We start from the raw sequence: 20,101 nt of genomic DNA on the forward strand, positions 1-20,101 counted from the left end.
GCATGAACCCTCCCACTCCCGAGCCCGCTGCTGAGTCGCAACGGCCGCAATCGGGTGCCGCAGCCGATAACGCGGCCGAAGGCACCTCGCAGTCGATGCTGGACCGCGAAACCTACGGGCAGATTCTCGACCAGCCCGCGCCCGACGCCGATACCTCGGATCTGACTTCGGGCCTGAACCAACCGGCCTCGCAGCACCTCGGCAACGAGGAGCGCGTGCCCGGCGAAGAAAATCCCAACGCCCGGGCCCAATAGCCCTGCGCACCATCCGTGGCACTGGCCCCGGCCGCCCGGCCGGGGCTTTTTGTTGCCGCCGCTGCTCGACCGCAGCGGCCTTGTTTGCGTAAAACGTCTCACCAACTCATCCACCCCCACAACCATGGCAGATAAACCCAACCAGTCGCAGGACTATAACCCCGACGACAACCAAGCCCACGAAGAGCGGCAGGAGCAGCAGCGCATCGACAACTCGGACCGCCCTACGCCGGCCCAGGAAAACAACAACACCGAGGGCAGCACCACGGCCATGCTGAACCGCGAAACGCACGGGCAGATCATGTCGCGCAGCACCCCCGACCGCATTTACTCCGACGGTAGCGACGACACCGAAACGCCGCGCCCGCCGACACTCAACGACGATACCACGGGCTTCGACCCGATGAACCGCACGCGTTAATTCGCGTTGCGCAGGCCCGCCGCCCGATTCGTGCTTGCGCGGGTCGGGCGGTTTGCGTTGCCGGCGCCACAACGGACACACCAGCGAGGCAACACCCCGGCCTGACCGGCTTCGGCACCGTTACCAGCTACATGTTTGTGTGGGTTCGGGGCGCTTGATTCTGCCGTAACATTGCCGGCTCAAAGCGACCTTCCACCACCCTTTGCTCCTACCCTTTACGCTTACTGATGCGCACGTTTACTTCCTTTGTATTGGCGCTGTGGCTGACTGTTGGCGCGGCTCACGCCCAAATTCCACAGAACCCACCCGCCGCCCAGCCCGACACGCTAAAGAAATACGCCAACCTGGAGGGGGTGCCGGTGGCCGAAAAGAAGCCCTGGTACAAGGGCAAGTTGGTGCGAGCTACCATTGTGCCGGCGCTGCTCATCGGCTACGGAGCCAGCACCATCAACGGCAATGGCCTCTACAGCAGCTACGACGCTCGTAGCGACGTGCGCCGGGCATTTCCGAATTTCCGCACCAAAATCGACGACTACCTGATTTTTGCGCCCTACGCCGAGCTGGCGCTGGTAGAATTGGCCGGCGTGGAAGGCCGCAACGACCGGCTGAATACGCTGCTGGTCATCGTTAAGTCGGAGGCCATTTTCGGGCTGAGCACCTACCTCATCAAGAACACCACCAAGGTGCTGCGCCCCGATGGCTCCACCTACAACTCCTTCCCCTCGGGCCACACGGCACAGGCATTTCTGGCGGCCAGCATCGTGCACGCCGAGTTCCGCGACAAAAGCCAGTGGTACGGCATCGGGGCCTACACCATTGCCACCGGCGTGGGCGCCCTGCGCATGCTCAACGACCGGCACTGGCAATCGGACGTGGTGGCCGGCGCGGGCCTGGGTATTCTGTCGGCCCACATCGGCTACCTGACGCACCGTAACCGCTGGGGCCGTAAGCCGCTGCCGGGCAAGTACAGCGTGATGCCTATGGCCTACCCCGGCGCCACCGGCCTCACGATGGTGTGGCGTCCGTAATGGTGAGGTTGTGAGATGGTGAGTTGAGGGGGCAACGAAACGGCTACGTCAGAACGGCACACGCACCATCTCACAACCTCACCGCCTCACCGCTACAAGAAGCGCCAACCGACAGTGGCCCCGCCATAGTAGTTGCGGCCGGGCGCGGGCTGGAAGTAGCGGCCTCCGAAGGCATTCAGGTCGTTGCCGAGCGAGTACCGGCGGTCGGTAGCGTTTTCGACGCCGACGTAGAGTTCCGTTTCCAGCGCCCGGAACCAAGTACGGCGCCAGCCGCCGCGTGCCCCGAAGGTCCAGTAACCGGCGGCGTAGTCGGTATTGGCGTCGTTGAGCGGCAGCCGCGCCTGGTGGCTGACGGTGGGGCTCAGGTAAAAGCCCCCGGCGGAAGCATCCAGCCCGGCCGTGAGCGTGTGCGGGGCCGTACCGGTGAGGCGGTTGCCGCTGAAGTCGCTGCCACTGGATTCGTAGCGACCGAAGCGGTAGTGGTTGTAGGTGTAGCTCACGAAAGCGCGCAGGCCGCCTGGCTCCTCAGCCGCGTATGCGCTGGACTTGCCGGGCAACGACTCGCTGGCTGCTACCCGTTCCTGCCGCCACAGCCAGCCGCTCAGGGCCGCCTCCACCCCGCGCTGCCGGGTGCTGCCGGTGTTGTAGAACAGTTGCTGACCCAACTCGTTGGTGCGCACCACGATAGTATTGCGCAGGCGAAAATCGTAAGCGGCCACGTCGAACTTCAGGCGCTGGCCCAGTACCTCGCCGCGGGCGCCTACCTCGTAGCTGGTGCCGCGCTCGGCCTGCAAGGCTTGGTTCAGGGAGCCATCCGAGGGCCGGATTTCTTCCTCCGTCGGCGGTGAAAACCCGCTGCTGACGCTGGCATAGGCCGAAATAGTTGGGGTCAGTTCCTTGAGCAGCGCTACCCGCGGCGACACTTCGGGGCGGAAGTCGCGGCTGATGTTGTAGGGCTGAGGCGGCGTATTGAGGGCGTCCTGCAGCCGCCGAATGCGGTAGCGCAGGCGGTTGTAGCTGGCGCCTACGGTGGCCAGGAAGCCGTACGGCAGCTCCCAGTCGGCCTGCGCGAAACCGAAGCCGGTGAGCGTGCGGATTTCGTCGTCGTAGCGTAAGGGGCCGGGCGTACCGCCGCGGTTCTGGTAGTTGCGGGAGCTTTCGAATGACGTTTGCAGCTCGCCGCCTGCCGTAAGGCGCAGTGGGCGCCCGGCCAGCGCCGTGCGGTAGTTGAAGCGGCTGCGGCCGCCGCCGCCTACCTGCGTATTGCGCTCAAAATCCACCAGATACGGCGTACGAATGACGCTACCGGTACCGTAAAGCGTGGTTTGGTTGCTCAGCCGCTCGCTGAACCGGTACTCGTGCGTGAGGCCCAGCAACGCCGTGCGCGAGGCGTAAAACGTGCGCTGAGCCACCGTACCCGGAGCCGCCGCAGTGCCCGGCCGGGCCTGGCGCGGGTTCTGCTCAAACTGCGCCCGCGTGAGTCCGCCCGGTAGCTGGTAGCGCAAATCGGTGTAGAGGGCGTGCACGGCCACCGTTTGCTTGTCGGAGGCGGCCACTTCGCCATCCAGGGCCAGCACGTCGCGGCGCAGGGTGCTTTGCTCGCGGTAGCCATTCAGTTCCTGCCGGGCGTACTGGGCGCGCAGCAGGCCTTTTTCAGTAGCCGTTTCGGCGGTGGCCGTGTAGCGGCGCAACCCGAAGCTGCCAGCAGCCGCGCCCAGAGCCACGCGGCTGGTGCCCGGCTCGGGCCGCCTGGTGCTCAGCAGCACGGCCCCGCCGGTGCCGGCTCCATAGGCGCTGCCCGCGGGCCCTTTGATGACCTCGATGCGCCCGATCAGCGTCGGATCGAGCAGGTTGAGCGGGGTGCTGCCGCTGGCCTCGGTGAAGGGAATGTCGTGGTAGTACACCTTCACATTGCGCACGCCGAAAGGCGAACGAAGCGTGCTGCCACGCACGCTCAGGCGGTAGCTGGCCGTGGCCCGTTCTTCCAGCCGCACCCCGGGCAGCGTGTTGACGGCTTGCGTCAGCGAAGTCTCGTTGAAGCGTCCGATGACGCCCGCATCCACCACGCCCACGGCGGCCGCGGTGCGGCGCAGCGGCAGGCGTTGGCCGTAGCCTATCACGGTGGCTTCGGGCAGGGCCACGGGCGCCGGGCGCGTGGTGTCGGGAGGGGTAGTCTGGGCCTGGGCCGTGGGCAAGGTCATCAGCGACGATGCCGCGAGCAGCCCCGCAAGGTACAATAGACGCATAACTGAGCTTTGCATGCCCAACGGCAAAAGGGGCCTTGAAGTTAGATTCTTTCGCTGCCGTGACTCCCAAACCCACACGCAGACGGCCCAGCCATGCGTTGTTGTCGGGCGGTATCTGGAAGTCCCAGTTTGCCAAGCTATGCACAACCCTGTAGACGTGTAGTCAGACACAATCCTGTTTCAGCCCATGCCCGTTGTTCGCCGCCACTCGCGCAAGTTGTTCTTTCCGCTGGGTCTGCTAGCCGCACTACTGCTCCCGCTGCTGCTCCAACGCCTTGCTCCAAGGTTGTTTCAACCGAAACAATGCGTGATGCAAATCAGCATGCCGATTCCACTGCATAAGGCCAGCTCTCGTTGGACCTTTACCATTCCGCCGAATATCGAGCAGCTGCGGCACTGGCACTCGTACGCGCTCATCGGCAATGCCCGGCACGACGCGGCTATGCTACGAGCCGCCGAAGAGCAGTTGGCCCGATTCGGAGCCCGCCGCGACTACCGCACGGGCATACGCATTGATTTTGGTAGCCACAGCCGCTACGGCCAGCTAACCACCGTGCTGGACCTGATGCTGCGCTACGACATCAAGCAGTACATGCTCGACATTTACCGCTCTGAGCCGGTGCTTTACGTGTGGAACGGCCATTGGTCGTCTGGCCAAGGGCGTTATTAGCTTCGGCGCGGAAAGCATTACCTAATTTGGCGCTTTCCCGTAACGCCCCGCATGAAGTTCTTCACCCGCAACCTCACCGTTCAGGTTCTTACCGCCATTGCCCTGGGCGTGCTCGTCGGGGCGCTGCTGCCGGCGGTGGGCTCGGCGCTGAAGCCGGTGGGTGAGACGTTCATCCGGCTCATCAAGATGCTCATCGCGCCCATCATCTTCCTGACGGTGGTGCTCGGCATCGGCAGCATCGGCTCGCTGAAAAAGGTGGGGCGCGTGGGCGGTAAGGCCCTGCTGTACTTCGAGCTGATTACCACGTTTGCCCTCGTCATCGGGGTGGCGGCGGCCAACCTGGTGCAGCCCGGCGCGGGCGTGGATACCTCGGCGGCCACGGCCAAAGCGGCCGAAACGCAGAAGTACGCCGAGCAGGCCGCCGGCATGGACTGGGTAGCTTTCTTTACCCACATCGTGCCCGAAAACCTGGTGGGCGCCTTCGCGCAGGGCGAGGTGCTGCAGGTGCTGCTGGTGGCCGTGCTCTTTGGGCTGGCCCTCACGCGGGTGCCCGAGGCGGTGGGTCGGCCGCTGCTCAGCACCTTCGAGCGGCTGAGCCACGTGCTGTTCGGGGTGCTGGGCATGGTGATGAAGCTGGCGCCGCTGGGGGCCTTCGGGGGCATGGCCTACACCATCGGCACGTACGGGCTGCACACGCTGCTGCCGCTGGCCAAGCTCATGGCCTCGGTGTACCTGACCATGGCCCTGTTCATCTTCGGCGTGCTGGGGCTGGTGGCGCGCTACTACCGGTTCAGCATTTTCCGGCTGCTGGGCTTCATCAAGGAAGAGCTGCTGATTGTACTCGGCACGTCCTCGTCGGAGTCGGCCCTGCCGCGGCTCATCGACAAGCTCACGGCCTTCGGCTGCTCCCGCTCGGTGGCCGGGCTGGTCATCCCCACGGGCTACTCCTTCAACCTCGATGGCACCACCATCTACCTGTCGATGGCTAGTATTTTTCTGGCCCAAGCGTTTAACATTCCGCTCACGCTCGGGCAGCAGCTCACCATCATCGGCATCCTGATGCTCACCAGCAAAGGCGCGGCGGGCGTCACGGGCTCAGGCTTTGTAGTGCTGGCCTCCACCCTGGCGGCTACCAAAACGATTCCCGTTGAGGGCATGGCCTTGTTGCTGGGCGTCGACCGGTTTATGTCCGAAGCGCGGGCCATTACCAACATCATCGGCAACGCCGTGGCCACGGTGGTGGTAGCCAAAAGCGAAAACGAGTTCGACGAGGCGCAAAACCAACGCGCGCTGGCCGGCATCGTACAGCCCGAAAGCACGGCACTAGCCGAGCAGCCCGAGCACGCGCTGCCTCTGGACCGGCGCTAACGGCGGTGCCTGACTTCCGTACCGCTCAGTTGCCGGCCGCCAGGCTCAGCTAGTTGCGTTGCTGACGGAAAAAACTGCACTTTCGGAAGCAAAAAAGGATGCACGCGTGTTATTTCGCTGTATCCAATTGACTGCATGGCTTCTTTACCCCCCGCTTTACGCAAAGCTCTCCTGAACCTGCCCCAAAAGGAAAAGGACCAGCTCCTGGCGCGCCTCGTGTGCCAGGATAAGGTGCTGACCGAGCAACTGCAGTTTCGGTTGCTGGAGGGCCCCGAGGCGCTGGAGGAGCGCCGGGCGCGCCTGCGCGAGCGGCTCGATGACCCTGTGCGCGGCTACCACCAGACGCCCAACGACTTACTACTCATCCTGCGGCAGCTGCAACACCAGATCAGCTACCACAGCAAGATTACCGGCGACCAGTTCGGCGAAGTGGAGCTGACGGTGCGCCTGCTCAACAACGTTTTCCGGCACCAGCCAGCCGCTGTGGCCCGGCTCACCGGCACCACCCAGCCCCTGCTCAGCCACCTCGTGCGCCGCGCCGACACCGCCCTGCGCCTGGCCGACAAGCTGGAGCAGGACTACCACCTGGAGCTGGCTGACGCCGTGAACGAGCTGCTGACCAACATCTGGGGCACCGCCGCCGCCCCGCTGGCCCGCGACCTGGGCCTGCCCCGCCAGTGGGGCGTGTACCAGTAGGCGTTACGCCGCGCCAACGCAGCGCGCCTTACGGCTCGCCCAGGTCTATATCCTGGTACATCTGCCGGATTTCGGCCCGCAGCGTTGTGTCCAGCTGAGCAGTTTCCTGCTCTCGGGTTAGCCGCTCGTGGTAAATAGCCGAAATACGCTCGTGTGCTTCTCGCCATGCGGCCCACTGCCGGGGAGTAAGCGAGGGATTGGTGCGCAGGGCCATTCGGTACTCGCGTAGGGCTGTGCTGCCCAGCTTATCCAGCTCTTTGGGCGGGCGCAGGTGGGGCCAGACGCCAAAGGCTTCGCCGTCATAGGTTTCGCTCCAGCGTAGCGCCTGGTTTTTCAAGGGGTGCCGCAACGCCCAAAGCACCTGATCCAGCCAGGGACCGAGCAGAGCTGGTTCGCGTTGCACGTCGGCTACTTGCGCGGCCGTCAGGGGTCCGGGCAAGACGCGGCTGCCCCGGTTATGTTCCAGGTGGACTTCCCCGTGCAGGTAACCTTCGCGGAAATAGACCTCGATGTCATGCTTACGAAACCGGCGTTGGTGTTCGGGGTAATCTTCGATGCGCAGCCGCTCGGATAAGGTAAACACTAGATTGGCCAGCTGTCGGGCCAGTTCGGGTGTCAGAGGCAGCACGCGCCCGGTTTCGCGGGCTCTTACCACGTGCCCCTCGCCCGTCTCCGCTGGCTCCACGTGCCAGAGGTAGCTTTCGGCCAGTGGGCTTGCGGGGTTGTTGCGGCCGATGGCCGTCGTCCACATGCCTTCTCGCAGCGGATAACGCGCCCAGTAGCTGGGAAATAAGTCCAGTGATTCGGGGTCGGGTAGCATAGCGGCGAAAGTTGACTAGCTAAGCTACGTAACGACTTGACAAGTGGCCTGCTACTCCAGCGCGCGAAATACGATGGGCAGCGTCATCTGCACTTTCACCGGCTGCCCGCCGACGAGGCCCGGCGTCCACCAGGGCATGATGCGCACCAGACGCAGGGCTTCGGCGTCGAGGTCGGGGCCGAGGCCGCGCACCACTTTGGGGTCGAGCAGGTGGCCGCGCTCATCCACGATAAACTGCACCAGCACCTTGCCCGAGAGCCCCCGGCGCAGGGCCTCGTCGGGGAAGTGCAGCTTTTCGCGCAGAAAGGCCAGCTGGGCCGGTGCGCCGCCGGGGAAGCTGGGCATCACGTCGGCGGCGTAGTACAGGGTAGGGCTTTTGGCATCCGTTGCGGCCGGGCTGCCTTCGGCGGCGGGTGGGGCGGCACTGTCGGTATCGGGGGTGCCGGCCAGGCTAGAGGTTTGCTGAGCCCGGGCCGGGTGCGCGGCGCCGGCCAGCAGCAGGGCAAATAGTAGCGTGACAGGGCGTTGCATACGGCGGCGAGCAGCGGGGCGGAGACGCGGGCAAAGCTAGCGTGGCCGCCGGGCCAGCCGGTAAAGCCGACGTTACCGTTTGGTTGCCGTTAGGTTGGTAACATGGCGAGGCATCTTTTCGGCGGCAAGGGCAGTACAATGCCCTAGGGCTGGCCGTGGCCGCCCCTTCTCTCTTGCTTACCGCCATGACCTACACGCCCAACCCCGACCACATGCGTGCGCCCAGCCACCTCAGCCGCACCGAGCTGCAACAGGCCCTGGAAGAGCTGGATTCCAAAATCAAGATGCTGCACGCCCGCGCCAATGCCACCACCGCCGACTCGCCGCATCACTACCATGAGCACATCGCGGCCCTGGAAGTGAAGCGCCGCAAGCTGGGCGAGCAGCTGGGTACCACCGACAGCGCCGAGGACCCCGCCGACGAGCACGGCAGCGTCTGGACCGACCTGAAACGCGGCATCGATACGCTGCGCGAGGACATCAGCAAACTCCTCTAGCCCTATGATTGCCAAACGACTCCTCGGCCTGCTGCTGCTGGTCTTGCTGGGCTGGGCCCTGCACGCCTGCACGGCGCAGGAAAGCTTCAAAAACGCCACCGCCTGCACCAAAATCGAAGTGGGCATGACGCAGGAGCAGGTACGCGGGACCATGGGCGAGCCAGAAGGCGACGACGCCACCGCCGACGGCGGCCACAAGTGGTCGTACATGTTCGGCAGCGCCACCGATACCCAACCCATCATCATCAACTTCGGCCCCGATGGGCGCGTGACGAGCAAGGAATGCGCCCCCGAAGCTCGCGGCGACATCCGGCCCGACGCCAACACCTCCAAGGCCGAGTAAGCAGCGCTCAGGCTTTCCGAAAGCCCACCGTCTGTCATCCTGACGAAGGAAGGACCTTATCACCCCAGAACGACCATCGTTGTTACGACTCGTTCTGGCGTGGTAAGGTCCTTCCTTCGTCAGGATGACAGACGGCAGGTTTTATCTAACCTAAGTTGCGGGCAGAGCTACAGCTAGCTCCCCTCCTCAGCTGAGGAGGGGCTGGGGGTGGTTGAAAGGTTAGGGTTAAGGTTACTATCTGATGTCAGCACGCTTGATGCGCGACATGACGTTCTGTTTCAAACGCCCTAACCCGAGGCCAACCACCCCTAACCCCTCCTCAGCTGAGGAGGGGAACTAGCCTTAGTTTCTAGCTTCAAGCTACTATGCCACTTGGGTTATTTACCCAGTTCCTAAGCCCCGAATTACCTATTCGTCCACTGCCATTCGCCCCCGCTTTTTGGCCACTCGGGCAGGGCCCTTACCGCTCGGCCAGGTTTTACTACCGCCCGGCGGGGCGTTGCCGCACCTTTGAGTCATCAATCACGCCTCCAAACCCCTGATGACCATGAAACGCTTTGCTACCGCCCTCCGCCCCTTCTGCGCCGCCCTGCTGCTGGCGGCCGCTGCTACTACCGCTCCAATTGCTGCTCGGGCTACCCAACCCGCGACCACGGCGGCCGCCGACAACCCCGCTCAGCACCCCAACTTCACGGTACGGGTGGTGGGCAAGGGCCAACCCGTGCTGCTGATTCCGGGCCTGACCTGCCCCGGTGCCGTGTGGGACGAAACGGTGGCCCACTACCAGAAGCAGTACCAGTGCCACATTGTGTCGCTGGCCGGCTTCGGCGGCGTGGCAGCCCCGGCCAGCACCGATAAGCTGCTGCAAAACGTGCGCGACCAGCTGCTGGCCTACATCAAAACGCAGAAGCTCGCCCGCCCCGCCGTCATCGGCCACAGCCTCGGCGGCTTCATGGCCCTGTGGATGAGCGCCACGCAGCCCGAGGCCGTGGGCCCGCTGGTCATCGTGGATTCGCTGCCCTTCCTCTCCGCCATCCAGAACCCGGCCATGACCGCCGAGCAAGCCAAGCCTATGGCCGAGGGCATGCGCCAGCAAATGAGCAAAGGCGGCCCCATGCCCGCCGCCCAGCAGCGCCAGATGGTGGCCTCCATGATTACCGATACGGCCCGCCAGACCGTGGCCGCCCGCTGGGGCCGCCTCTCCGACCCCGCTACCGTGGGCCAGGTCATGTACGATATGTACACCACCGACCTGCGCCAGGACGTGGCCCGCATCAAGCAGCCGGTGCTGGTGCTCGGCTCCTGGGCGGCTTACAAAGACTACGGCTCGACCAAGGAAAGCACCCGCGCCATCTTCGCGCAGCAGTACGCCAAGCTGCCCCAGCACCGCATCGAAATGTCGGAAGCCGGCCGCCACTTCCTGATGTGGGACGACACGCAGTGGTTCTTTGCCCAGTCCGACGCCTTCCTGCAGCAGCACGCCCTGGCCAAGAAATAAATTGCCTAGCTTCGGAGGCCTGCCCCGCGTGGACAAGCCTCCGAAGCCATAATTTGGCTTGCTCTCCCTGCTAACAAACGCTTCGCCTAGAGTTATGTCTGCCGCTGCCCTCGACGTGTACCGCCTCGAACTTTCAGCCAAAGCCCGCAACGGAGTGCACTTTCTTGCGGCAGCTACCCTAGTGTGGCTGCTCATTGCCGGCATCTGGGCCCTGCCCTATGGCCCGACCCTGAAGAGCTTCATAACCTTCTTTGCCGGCTGCCTGGTACTGCCGCTGGCTTTCGGGTTCGGGCGGCTGCTGGGCGCGGCGTGGACGGTCCCCGATAACCCGCTGCAGCCCCTGGGCCTGTGGCTGAACTTCGCGCAGCTGTTTTACTTCCCCGTACTGATTTTCATGTACATGCGGGCCCCGCAGCACTTCGTAATACGGCATCATCACTGGGGCGCACTTCTTTCCCTACGCCTGGCTGTACCTTACCCGCGCCTACGCCGTTATGGCTGGCCTGATTGCCGCCAGCTGTATGGTGCTGGAGCTGACGGCCGCTGCGGCCCGGCCTACCTGATTTCGATGTTTGTGGCCCTGCTGACGGGCCTGGCCTACGCCGCGTACGGCCGCTACCAAACGGCCACCGCCCCGGCGCGGGCGGCCTTGGCGTAAGCCGCTTACTCCTTACGGCATGAGCTCAACTGCTTTTTCCTCGCCCCAGCGCCGCCGCCTGTACTGGCTGTTTCAGATTGTTGGCTGGGTGCTCTACGGTGTGCTGGGCCTGATCCTGGTGATGGTATTCAGCCACAGCTTCCAGCCCTTTATCCTACTGGTAGAGCTTTACGTAGCCGTCACCCTACTGGGCCTCAGCCACGCCATGCGCAACTACGTGAAGCGCTACGGCTGGGTCAACCTCTCCATCGGGGCACTGCTGCCGCGGCTGCTGCTGGCCCACACGGTGGTGGCCGTGCTCAGCCAGATCATCATCGGGCTGTTGTCTGCCTCGTCGGCGCAGCTGCTGATGGGCAGCTCGGCCCGCTCCTACGACTGGACGATGCTCATCGGCTACGCCATCAACGTGGAGTTTGTCATGATGCTGTGGTCGACGCTGTACTTCGGGCAGCACTACCTGGAGCGCTACCGGCAGGCCGAAATCGACAAGTGGAAGCTGACCGCCGCCGTGCGCGAGGCCGAAATGCAGACGCTTAAGGCTCAGATCAACCCGCATTTCCTCTTCAACGGCCTGAACAACATCCGCGCCCTCATCGGGGAAGACCCCGAATGCGCCCGCCGCATGCTCTCGCACCTTTCGGAGCTGCTGCGCTACGCCATTCAGCTGAACCGCACCGAGCAGGTGCCGCTGAGCCGTGAGCTAGCCGTGGTGCGCGACTACCTGCAGCTGGAGTCCTTGCAGCTGGAGGAGCGCCTGCACTACACCCTTGATGTGCCGGAGGAGTGCCTGGGCGTATCGGTGCCGCCCATGCTGGTGCAGGCCTTGGTCGAAAACGCCATCAAGCACGGCATTGCGCCCCGGCCGGCGGGCGGCGAGCTGCGCGTGCAGGCCTGGTGCACCGGCCCCGAGCTGCGCATGACGGTGGAAAATACCGGCTCGCTCACCGCTGCTGCCGATGCCCCCCGCCCCGACGGCACCGGCACCGGCCTGCGCAACGCCCGCGAGCGGCTGCGGCTGCTCTTTGGCTCCGCTGCCGAGCTTACCCTGACGCAAACCGCCCCCGATATCGTGGCCGCCACGGTGCGCCTGCCGATTCTTCGGGAAGAATCCAGAATGCAGAATGAGGAAATAATGTCCCGGCAGCTATCGGGGCTACCTGGCTGATCCTCATTGCTTCCGGCCCATTCTTCATTCCCCCTTTTTTCCTCCTTTATTGCCTTATGAACGTTCTGCTCGTTGACGACTCGCGCCTGGCCCGCCAGGAGCTACGCCGCCTGCTACAACGCCACCCCGATGTGGCGGTGGTGGGCGAAGCCGCCAACGCCGACGAAGCCGTGGCCAGCATTCAGGCCCTGAACCCGGATCTGCTGCTGCTCGACATTCACATGCCGGGCCGCACCGGTTTTGAGCTGCTGGCTGGCCTCCACGGAGCCGCCCCGCAGGTCATCTTCACCACCGCCTTCGACCAATATGCCGTGCAGGCCTTCGAGGTAAATGCACTGGATTACCTGCTCAAGCCCGTGGACGAACAGCGCCTGGCCGCCGCCCTGGCCAAAGCCCGCGCCGCCCTGGTCGCCGATGCGGAGGGCGCCGAGCCCGCCGTGCCGCACCGCGACCTGCTACGCGAAACCGATCAGGTATTCGTGAAGGACGGGGAACGGTGCTGGTTTGTGCGCCTGCAGGACGTGAAACTGCTGGAGGTGGCCGACAACTACACCCGCCTGCACTTCCACGACGTGCACCCGCTCATCCCGCGCACCTTGCAGCAGCTCGAAGCCCGCCTCGACCCGGCGGTATTCTTCCGCGTCAACCGCCAGCAGATCGTCAATCTGAAATGGATTGAGCACATCGAGCCGTGGTTCAGCAGCACCCTGAAAATCATGCTCCGCGGCGGCGGCGAAGTGGAAGTATCGCGGCAGCAATCCATGCGCTTCCGGGAGGCGCTCAGTTTTTGAGCGCCGGCACAGCAACGCTGATTAATATTTTTATTTTTCGTTTTAATATAATTTTAACACTATATAATACAAAGCCCAGTTAAATTTCGGTTGCCGCTGCACCATCTTCACTTTCCGCAAGCACCGCCGCTTATGATTACGTTTAGTGTCCTGATGGATTTCACGCCCGAAGCCGAAAACGCGCTGGCGTATGCCGTTGCCCTGACCCGGAACCTGGTAAGCCGCCAACTTCGGGCGGAGGTGTACCTGATAGTGCCGCTACCGACGGCCACCGACCCGGCGGCGCCGTACTTCCCTCACACGGCCGGGCTGCGCCCCGCCGGGGCGGCGCGGCGCCTGCACCAGCACACCTACTCGGTAGCCCAGCAGGTGCCCTGCCGCTCCCAGCTGCTCACCGGCCCCCTCGATGAGTCGCTGCCGGCGCTGCTCGACGGTAGCCGCTCCAACGTGGTGGTGCTGGGCCGCCCTGCCGACGATGACGGCACCGCCGCGCCAGCTACGGCCCTGTACCTGGTGCAACTGCTACAGCAGCCCCTGCTCATCGTGCCCGCCGACTTTGCCGCGCCCGCTGCGGCGCCCTCACGCGTGGCCCTCGACACGGACTGCCAACCGGTGCGGCTGCCCGCCAACGCCCGCCACGTATCGGAGCTGCTGCTGTGCCTGCTGCAGGACAGCCGCGTGCTCTACCTGGGGGCCGGGCGCAAGGCCGCCGCGCGCCTGCTGACGGAGCTTATCCCGAAGGCTGTGGGCATTCACGTGTACACGGCCAACGAAACCGCCCCGGCGCCCGAACAGCTGCTGCAGCGCTTCGACGAAATGGGCTTTCTGCACGAGCTGCCCCACACCGTACAGACCACTTACCATTCCTGCGTGGAGGAAGGCATCATCGAAACGGCCCTGGCCAACGGGGCCGAGCTGCTGCTGTTTGTGGCCCGGCAGCGCACCCTCGCGGGGCAGCGCTTCGAGGACAGCGCCACCGCGCAGCTGATGCAGCATTGTCCCATCCCGGCCCTGGTAGTGCCCGAGGCCGCCCCCGTCCGCTGGACGCGCTACGCCTGAAAAGCCCGGCTCACTACTCGCGGAGTCGAGTATGTTAGAGTAACCGGCCTATATCTTTTTGGTGGCAATCGGAGTAAAAGGCAATGGCAACAAGCTAATAAGCTGGCACATTGCCCAATCTTTTCTCCCCGACTCCACCGCCCATGAAACCGCTACTTTACTTCCTGTTTTCTGCCCTGCTGCTGCTCAGCGGCACTTCCTGCTCGCGCAGCGGCGACGCCACCATGCAGAACCCGCGCAACTATAAGTCCGCGGCGAACAGAGCACCCCACCGCGAAAATGACCGCCGCCAATACAAGCAAACCCGCGGCGGCAGCGTCGGGCTGGGCATCGATACCAAGGCGAACAACCCCTACCAGTTCCGCACGGTGAAAGCCCCCAAGAAATACAAGTACACCAAGGGCCGCGAGTAAGCGTGCGCGGCTTCAATTGCTCAATGGCCCGTGGAAAACTCTGCGGGCCATTTGCATTTGGGGCCAGCAGGGGCAAGTATGAGTGCGCACAAGGCCTACTGCCCCCAACCCGCGTGTGCGCGTTGGGCGAGGAGCGTGGAACAGTGAGCCAGCCCTGCCCATGCCTGAGCAAAATCCGCCGGAAGCGCACCGCTCAGCTGTTACATTTACGTATGCTATCCACCCCGGCTTTATTCCACCGACTGCCGTTATGCACAAACTTTTACGTCTGCTAGCTGCGGCGGGCAGCCTGCTAAGCGCCTCTGCGGCCCCTGCCCTGGCCCAGCTACCAGCGGCCTCATCCGCCGCACCTTCGCCCACGGTGCCCGGACTGGCCGTTCTCAAGCTGCAGCCCGGCGCTTCGCTGGCAGCCGTGGAAGCCACTCTGCGCCAGCTCGGGGCCGCGGGCGTGGCGCAGAAGTACCCAAAGGCGCAAGCCCCGTCGCCGGAGCGGCCGGGCAGCGTGGAGCTGCGCACCATCTACCAGTTCAGCTACCCCACCGCCCTGCCGCTGGCCAAAGTGCGGCAGGCCCTGCTGGCCACGGGCGCCGTGGCCTACGTGGAGCCTCTCTACCAACGCGCGCCGCTCTACCAGCCCAACGACCCCGGTGCCGACTCCACCGGCACCAACCCGGCCCTGACGCAGTACTACCTGAAGAATATCCAGGCCTACCGGGGCTGGGACCTCAGCCGCGGCGACTCTACCGTGGTCATCGGCATCAGTGACACGGGCACGCGCTTTACGCACGAGGACCTGCGCGGGCAGCTCAAGCACAACTACGCCGACCCCATCGACGGCCGCGACAACGACAACGACGGCTACGTGGACAACTTCCAGGGCTGGGACCTAGCCGACAACGACAACAACCCCACTGCCGAAGCGCCCTACGGCGGCCACGGCGTGCTGGTGGCCGGCTGCGTCGTGGCCCGCCCCGACAACGGCAAGGGCCTGGCGGGCGTGGGCTTCAACTGCCGCTACCTGCCGCTGAAAGTGTACCCCAGCACCGCCGGCGGCGTGTTTGGCGGCTACGAATCGGTGGTGTACGGCGCCGACCACGGCTGCCGCATCATCAACCTGTCCTGGGGCGGCACCGGCGGCAAGTCGCAGTACGAGCAGGACATCATCAACTACGCCGCCCTGAACAAGGACGTGCTGGTGGTGGCGGCGGCCGGCAACGCCAACGCCGAGCTGGATTTCTACCCGGCGTCCTACGACAACGTGGTATCGGTGGCCGGTGTCTCGCCCACCGACCGGCAGGTGCTCACCTACAGCTACCGCGTGGCCCTCTCGGCGCCCGGCGACTTTATCCTGACCACCGAAGCCAGCAACGACAGCTCCTACATTCCCGTGGCCGGCTCGTCGTTTGCCGCCCCCATCGTAGCCGGCGCGGCGGGACTGGTGCGCAGCAAGTACCCGCAGTTGTCGGCGGCGCAGGTAGCGGCCGTGCTGCGCCGCACCACCGACGACATCTACAGCCTCCCGGGCAATACCGCCTTGGTGGGCAAGCTGGGTACAGGCCGCCTCAACGTGCGCCGGGCGCTGGCACTGGGCCCGAATCAGACTGCTGTGCGCGTGCTCAGCCAGCGCCTGAGCCGCCCCCGCCTGCTGCCCGCCGACACGGCCCGCCTCACGCTCACCATACAGAACCTGCTGCAACCGGTGCAGGGCCTCACGCTGAGCGTCAGCTCGCTCACGCCGCAGCTCAGCGTCAGCGGTGGCGCTACCCTGGGCAGCTTGGCTACCAGCGCCACTGCCACGGTGCCGCTGCAGCTGAGCGTAGCGGCTGGCACGCCCGCTGGCACCCGCGCCGTGCTGCGCTGCCGCTTCACGGCCTCGGGCGACTACCAAGACGACCAGTACGTGGTGCTGGAGCTGAACCCCGACTACGTGGTGCTCACCGCCAACGACCTGCACCTGACTGTGACCAGCCGCGGCAACCTGGGCTACGACGGCACCGACAACCAGATCGGCGCCAGCATTACTTACCGCAACTCGCCCAACCTGCTCAGCGAGGGCGGCCTGCTGGTGGCCACGGGCCCCGCCAAGGTGATGGACCACCTGCGCAGCGCCCCGCTCTACACCACCGATGCGGATTTTCTCACGCGTCAACCGATCCGCATGGTGGCCGAAACCCCGGCCCGCCAGCAGGCAGCCGGTGCCTTTCAGGACTCGCTGCCCAGCCTGAGCCGGGGCCGTACGCTGGGCATCCGGGTGCGGCAGCGGGCCTGGGCCTGGTCGGCACCAGCCACCGACCGCGACTACGCCATCGTGGAATACACGGTGCGCAACGTCTCGGCCGATACGCTGCGGCCGCTGCACGCGGGCCTGTTTATGGACTGGGACCTACCCGGCGACGCCGGCCACAACGTGGCCAATTGGGACTCCACGCGCTACCTCGGCTACGTAGCCGACGCGGTCCGGCCGACGGTATTTGCCGGGCTGCGGCTTCTGCAGCCCACCGCCCGCCCGGCCGTGCGCTACTACGCCATCAATAACGCCGCCGGCCCCACGGCGCCCTTATCCTTTGCCGATGGCTTTTCCTCCGCCGAAAAATTCCTGACGCTTAATTCCGGCACCCGCCAAAACCGCGCGGGCGGCACCGTCGGCTCGGATGTATCGCACGTGCTGGGCGCCGCCCTGGGCCGCCTCGCCCCCAACGACTCCGTCACGGTGGCCTTTGCCGTAGTGGCCGCGCCCACCCTGGCGCAGTTGCAGGCTGCCGCCGACGCAGCCCAGATTCGGTATCAGCAGGTGCTGCCTACCCGCGCGCCCGCGGCTGCGCTGACCTGGCAGGTGTACCCCAATCCTACCACGGGCCAGGTGCGCGTCATCCTGCCGATTGCCGCCGCTGAGCGTCAGGCCGAATTGCTGGATGCGCTGGGCCGTAGCGTGGGGCATTGGCCCGTACCGGCCACTACCAACGACCTGAACCTGGGTCGGATATCACCGGGTGTGTATTCGCTGCGCATCCGCTCCGACGCGGGCTGGCAGGTGCAGCGCGTGGTGTTGCAGCGCTGATTTGCTGCCTGGCGCTGTAGCGTGGGTGAGCGGGTAAAAATCCGGTGTAGCCACTTTGCCATCAAAAAGCCCGCAGTTACCGAGGAGTCGGTAGCTGCGGGCTTTTTGATGGCAGGGCGTGGTATACTGGCGGGCTTGGGTGGCCGGCTCTTGGCGTGATTTAGTAAATATCAGCCGTCATGCGCGCTGGGAACATGGCCCGGCCGATAAAAACCTGGGGCGTGACTTCGTCGACGGAGTTTGCGCCAAAGCTCGTGGCGGCGCCTACCGTACCGCCGACAAACAAATCACCTGATGGACTGGGCTTGATGGAGTTGGCTTCGTCGGTGGCGGTGCTGCCAGCCGAGAGGAAGTCCAGCCACCTGCCGCTCCTGGTCAGCCGCGCCACGAAAACGTCGGTGCTGCCTTTGCTGGCCAGGCTGATGCTGCCGTACTGGGCGCCCCGGCTGAAGTGCCCGGAAATATAGATGCTGCCGCCCGCCCCCAGACAGATGCCGGTGCCTTCTTCCAGGGCGCTGCCGCTCAGGGTGTATACCCAGTCCCAGCGCCCGGTTTTGTTGAGCCGCGCCACGTAGGCATCGGAGCCGCCGCGGCTTACCAACTCGTTGGTCCCCAGTGAGGCCCGTCCGGAAAAGGAGCCGGTCACGAACACATTGCCATCGGCCCCGACGGCAACAGCGTGGGCGTAGTCGGTGCTGGCGCCGCCGCCGGCGGTAGCCCACTGCCATTGCCCGGCGGCCGTGGTTTTGGCCACGAAAGCGTCGTGCGTGCCGGCGCTGGTCAGCGTGGTGCTGCCAAAGCGCGTGCCCCCGCCAAAGTAGCCGGCGGCGTACACGCTTCCTGCCTCATCCACGGCCAGCCCCTGAATTACGGTCTGGTCGTCGCCGTTGGTCTGGCTGGCCCAGGCCCATTCGCCCTGCGGAGTGAGTTTGGCAATAAAGGCATCGGACGCGGCCTGGCTCTGCAGCGTGGTTGTGCCGAAGCTGGCAGTGCCGCGGAAGCGCCCGGCCACGTAGATGTTGTGGTGCGCGTCCATGGCCAGGTCCAGTATCTGGTCCTGCTCCTCTCCGCCGGCCGTGGTCACCGACTGCCACTGGCCGCTGGGCGACAGCACGCCCACGAACATATCGAGGCTGCCCTGGCTGCTGCGGGTGAGGGCGCCAAACCGGGCTGTGGCGGCAAAGGAACCGGTTACGATGACGTTGCCCTGCGGATCGACTTCGATTCCGCTGGCTATATCGGCCCCGTCGCCGCCGGCCGACACGGCCCATTGCCACTGGCCATCGGCCGATACTTTGGCCACGAATACGTCGCTGCTGCCGGTGCTTTTCAGCTCAAATGCCCCAAACCGTACCTGCCGGCTGAAACGGCCTGCGACGTAGCCGTTGCCGGCCGCGTCGGCGGCCACTTTTTGCACCATGGCCGCTCCGCTTTCGGAAGAATGGGCAACCCAGCGCCAATCCGGGGTCTGGCCGTGGGTGGGCTGATAAGCTGCGAGCAGAACCGCAAGGGCCGAGGCTGCTTTAAGCTGACGTAGTGCCCTGACACCTATCCACGTGGCCGGACGAAACGCAGCAGCGCTGGAAAGGGTAGATAAGAACATAAGAACACAGAATGGGGTGGAAAGAAGGAACGAGGAGCCTGTTCGGGATTAGGCTCCGGTTTCTACCTGCCAATGCGGGACCAATCCTTGCCAGGAACTCAGCACCCTGATTGCTAGGCGCATACCTATTACGGCGCTAGCGCACGTTATCCAGCAACTGGATAAATCATCCAGCGAATAGACCCAGCAATTACCGTGGCAGACGCCGCTTCGCACCGGCTGGCCCCTGCCACCTCCGCCAAAGGTTAGGCTGCTTTTACCCGTTGCAACAGGCTAGTACAACTTCCGTGGGCTTCCCCCGCAACGCCCCTTCGTGCCACCGCCGGACGGTAACCGCGCGGCCAGTTACTGCAATTAACCCATGGCCTTGCAAGCGGCCAGGTTCCTATCCAGCATTTGGACCAAAGTCCAGAATGCAGAGCAACAGATTTGTGGGCCATGAAATAACCAACTGATAATAAGACATATAAATAAAAAAGTCACTTTGGTATGCTCCTGGCCTAAGGCGGGCCAAACCGATTCTTATGCCAATGGAGCAACCTAAAATCTTTCTGGTAGACGACGACCCGTTCTGCCTTAAGCTGATGGAGCACACCCTCAAGAGCAACGGCTTGCAGCGGGTACACACATTTGAAAACGGCGGGGCGTGCCTCAACGCGCTGACCGACGAGCCCGACATCGTGTTCCTGGACCAGGTGATGGACAGCGTATCGGGCACCGACACGCTCAAGGCAATTAAGCGCTTCAACCCCGACATCTACGTGGTGTTCGTGAGCGGGCAGCAGCAGGTGGAAGTGGCCGTCGAGTCGCTCAAATTCGGCGCCTTCGACTACATCGTCAAAGACGAGCACATGACCAGCAAGCTCAGCGCAGTACTGGAAAAAATCATGCTCATGCGCACGCTGCTGGCCCGCAAGCAGACCAACCGCTCTTCCCGGCTTTTCTCCTTCTTCAACTTCTAACCACGCGCGCCGTCCGACGC

General features: G+C 64.5%; 19 protein-coding genes and 1 pseudogene. 16 read left to right on the top strand and 4 right to left on the bottom strand.

Going from position 1 to position 20,101, the window contains the following annotated elements; all coding sequences use genetic code 11:
* Positions 1-2 precede the first annotated feature (2 nt).
* The 3 genes from B0919_RS18840 (at position 3) to B0919_RS18850 (ending at position 1,703) form a co-directional block, all read left to right on the top strand.
* The gene (locus B0919_RS18840; protein ID WP_078013840.1) at positions 3-254 is read left to right on the top strand and encodes a hypothetical protein; all 252 of its coding nucleotides are present in this window, start codon (positions 3-5) and stop codon (positions 252-254) included.
* Positions 255-378: 124 nt separating this feature from the next.
* On the top strand, positions 379-675 hold the full coding sequence (locus tag B0919_RS18845; protein WP_078013841.1) for a hypothetical protein: 297 nt from the start codon (positions 379-381) through the stop codon (positions 673-675).
* Between the two features lie 227 nt (positions 676-902).
* The gene (locus B0919_RS18850; RefSeq protein WP_078013842.1) at positions 903-1,703 is read left to right on the top strand and encodes a phosphatase PAP2 family protein; all 801 of its coding nucleotides are present in this window, start codon (positions 903-905) and stop codon (positions 1,701-1,703) included.
* Positions 1,704-1,795: 92 nt separating this feature from the next.
* On the opposite strand, the gene B0919_RS18855 is transcribed toward B0919_RS18850, so the two are convergent.
* Complete coding sequence (locus tag B0919_RS18855) at positions 1,796-3,949, bottom strand: TonB-dependent receptor family protein (protein ID WP_176133132.1); 2,154 nt, start codon at positions 3,947-3,949, stop codon at positions 1,796-1,798.
* Positions 3,950-4,271: 322 nt separating this feature from the next.
* Here B0919_RS18855 and B0919_RS18860 point away from each other — a divergent pair, with 322 nt between their 5' ends.
* The 3 genes from B0919_RS18860 to B0919_RS18870 all read left to right on the top strand — a co-directional run bounded on the left by B0919_RS18860 (position 4,272) and on the right by B0919_RS18870 (position 6,683).
* On the top strand, positions 4,272-4,619 hold the full coding sequence (locus B0919_RS18860) for a hypothetical protein (RefSeq protein WP_139362253.1): 348 nt from the start codon (positions 4,272-4,274) through the stop codon (positions 4,617-4,619).
* 51 nt (positions 4,620-4,670) lie between these two features.
* Complete coding sequence (locus B0919_RS18865) at positions 4,671-5,987, top strand: dicarboxylate/amino acid:cation symporter (RefSeq protein ID WP_078013844.1); 1,317 nt, start codon at positions 4,671-4,673, stop codon at positions 5,985-5,987.
* 135 nt (positions 5,988-6,122) lie between these two features.
* Positions 6,123-6,683 carry a hypothetical protein gene (locus B0919_RS18870; RefSeq protein ID WP_078013845.1) on the top strand — a complete coding sequence of 187 codons (561 nt, stop codon included), beginning with the start codon at positions 6,123-6,125 and terminating at the stop codon, positions 6,681-6,683.
* Positions 6,684-6,711: 28 nt separating this feature from the next.
* Here B0919_RS18870 and B0919_RS18875 read toward each other — a convergent pair whose 3' ends face one another.
* Together B0919_RS18875 and B0919_RS18880 are read right to left on the bottom strand one after the other, a co-directional pair.
* Complete coding sequence (locus tag B0919_RS18875) at positions 6,712-7,503, bottom strand: hypothetical protein (RefSeq protein WP_139362254.1); 792 nt, start codon at positions 7,501-7,503, stop codon at positions 6,712-6,714.
* Positions 7,504-7,554: 51 nt separating this feature from the next.
* The gene (locus B0919_RS18880; RefSeq protein WP_078013847.1) at positions 7,555-8,034 is read right to left on the bottom strand and encodes an energy transducer TonB; all 480 of its coding nucleotides are present in this window, start codon (positions 8,032-8,034) and stop codon (positions 7,555-7,557) included.
* 185 nt (positions 8,035-8,219) lie between these two features.
* On the opposite strand from B0919_RS18880, the gene B0919_RS18885 reads away from it, so the two are divergent.
* The 9 genes and pseudogenes from B0919_RS18885 (at position 8,220) to B0919_RS25965 (ending at position 17,516) form a co-directional block, all read left to right on the top strand.
* Entirely contained in the window at positions 8,220-8,531 is a 312-nt protein-coding gene (locus B0919_RS18885) for a hypothetical protein (protein ID WP_078013848.1), read from the top strand.
* 4 nt (positions 8,532-8,535) lie between these two features.
* The gene (bamE, locus tag B0919_RS18890) at positions 8,536-8,874 is read left to right on the top strand and encodes an outer membrane protein assembly factor BamE (RefSeq protein WP_078013849.1); all 339 of its coding nucleotides are present in this window, start codon (positions 8,536-8,538) and stop codon (positions 8,872-8,874) included.
* Between the two features lie 547 nt (positions 8,875-9,421).
* The gene (locus B0919_RS18895) at positions 9,422-10,372 is read left to right on the top strand and encodes an alpha/beta fold hydrolase (protein WP_176133134.1); all 951 of its coding nucleotides are present in this window, start codon (positions 9,422-9,424) and stop codon (positions 10,370-10,372) included.
* A gap of 94 nt (positions 10,373-10,466) precedes the next feature.
* Positions 10,467-10,935: pseudogene (locus B0919_RS18900) on the top strand (DUF7010 family protein).
* A gap of 114 nt (positions 10,936-11,049) precedes the next feature.
* Positions 11,050-12,195 (top strand): sensor histidine kinase, encoded by a 1,146-nt coding sequence (locus tag B0919_RS18905; protein WP_078013852.1) that lies wholly within the window; start codon positions 11,050-11,052, stop codon positions 12,193-12,195.
* A gap of 56 nt (positions 12,196-12,251) precedes the next feature.
* Positions 12,252-12,986: a LytR/AlgR family response regulator transcription factor gene (locus B0919_RS18910; protein ID WP_078013853.1), complete on the top strand. Its 735-nt coding sequence runs from the start codon at positions 12,252-12,254 to the stop codon at positions 12,984-12,986.
* A 132-nt stretch (positions 12,987-13,118) separates the two neighbouring features.
* Positions 13,119-14,045, top strand: a complete 927-nt coding sequence (locus B0919_RS18915) for a universal stress protein (protein WP_078013854.1) — start codon at positions 13,119-13,121, stop codon at positions 14,043-14,045.
* A 143-nt stretch (positions 14,046-14,188) separates the two neighbouring features.
* Positions 14,189-14,458: a hypothetical protein gene (locus tag B0919_RS18920; RefSeq protein ID WP_078013855.1), complete on the top strand. Its 270-nt coding sequence runs from the start codon at positions 14,189-14,191 to the stop codon at positions 14,456-14,458.
* A gap of 250 nt (positions 14,459-14,708) precedes the next feature.
* Positions 14,709-17,516 (top strand): S8 family serine peptidase, encoded by a 2,808-nt coding sequence (locus B0919_RS25965; RefSeq protein ID WP_176133135.1) that lies wholly within the window; start codon positions 14,709-14,711, stop codon positions 17,514-17,516.
* A 160-nt stretch (positions 17,517-17,676) separates the two neighbouring features.
* Here B0919_RS25965 and B0919_RS18930 read toward each other — a convergent pair whose 3' ends face one another.
* Positions 17,677-19,119 (bottom strand): hypothetical protein, encoded by a 1,443-nt coding sequence (locus B0919_RS18930; RefSeq protein WP_217701046.1) that lies wholly within the window; start codon positions 19,117-19,119, stop codon positions 17,677-17,679.
* Positions 19,120-19,649: 530 nt separating this feature from the next.
* Here B0919_RS18930 and B0919_RS18935 point away from each other — a divergent pair.
* The gene (locus tag B0919_RS18935; RefSeq protein WP_176133136.1) at positions 19,650-20,081 is read left to right on the top strand and encodes a response regulator; all 432 of its coding nucleotides are present in this window, start codon (positions 19,650-19,652) and stop codon (positions 20,079-20,081) included.
* Positions 20,082-20,101 lie beyond the last annotated feature (20 nt).

It is taken from the genome of Hymenobacter sp. CRA2, from assembly GCF_002007105.1.
Classification (GTDB): Bacteria; Bacteroidota; Bacteroidia; order Cytophagales; family Hymenobacteraceae; genus Solirubrum.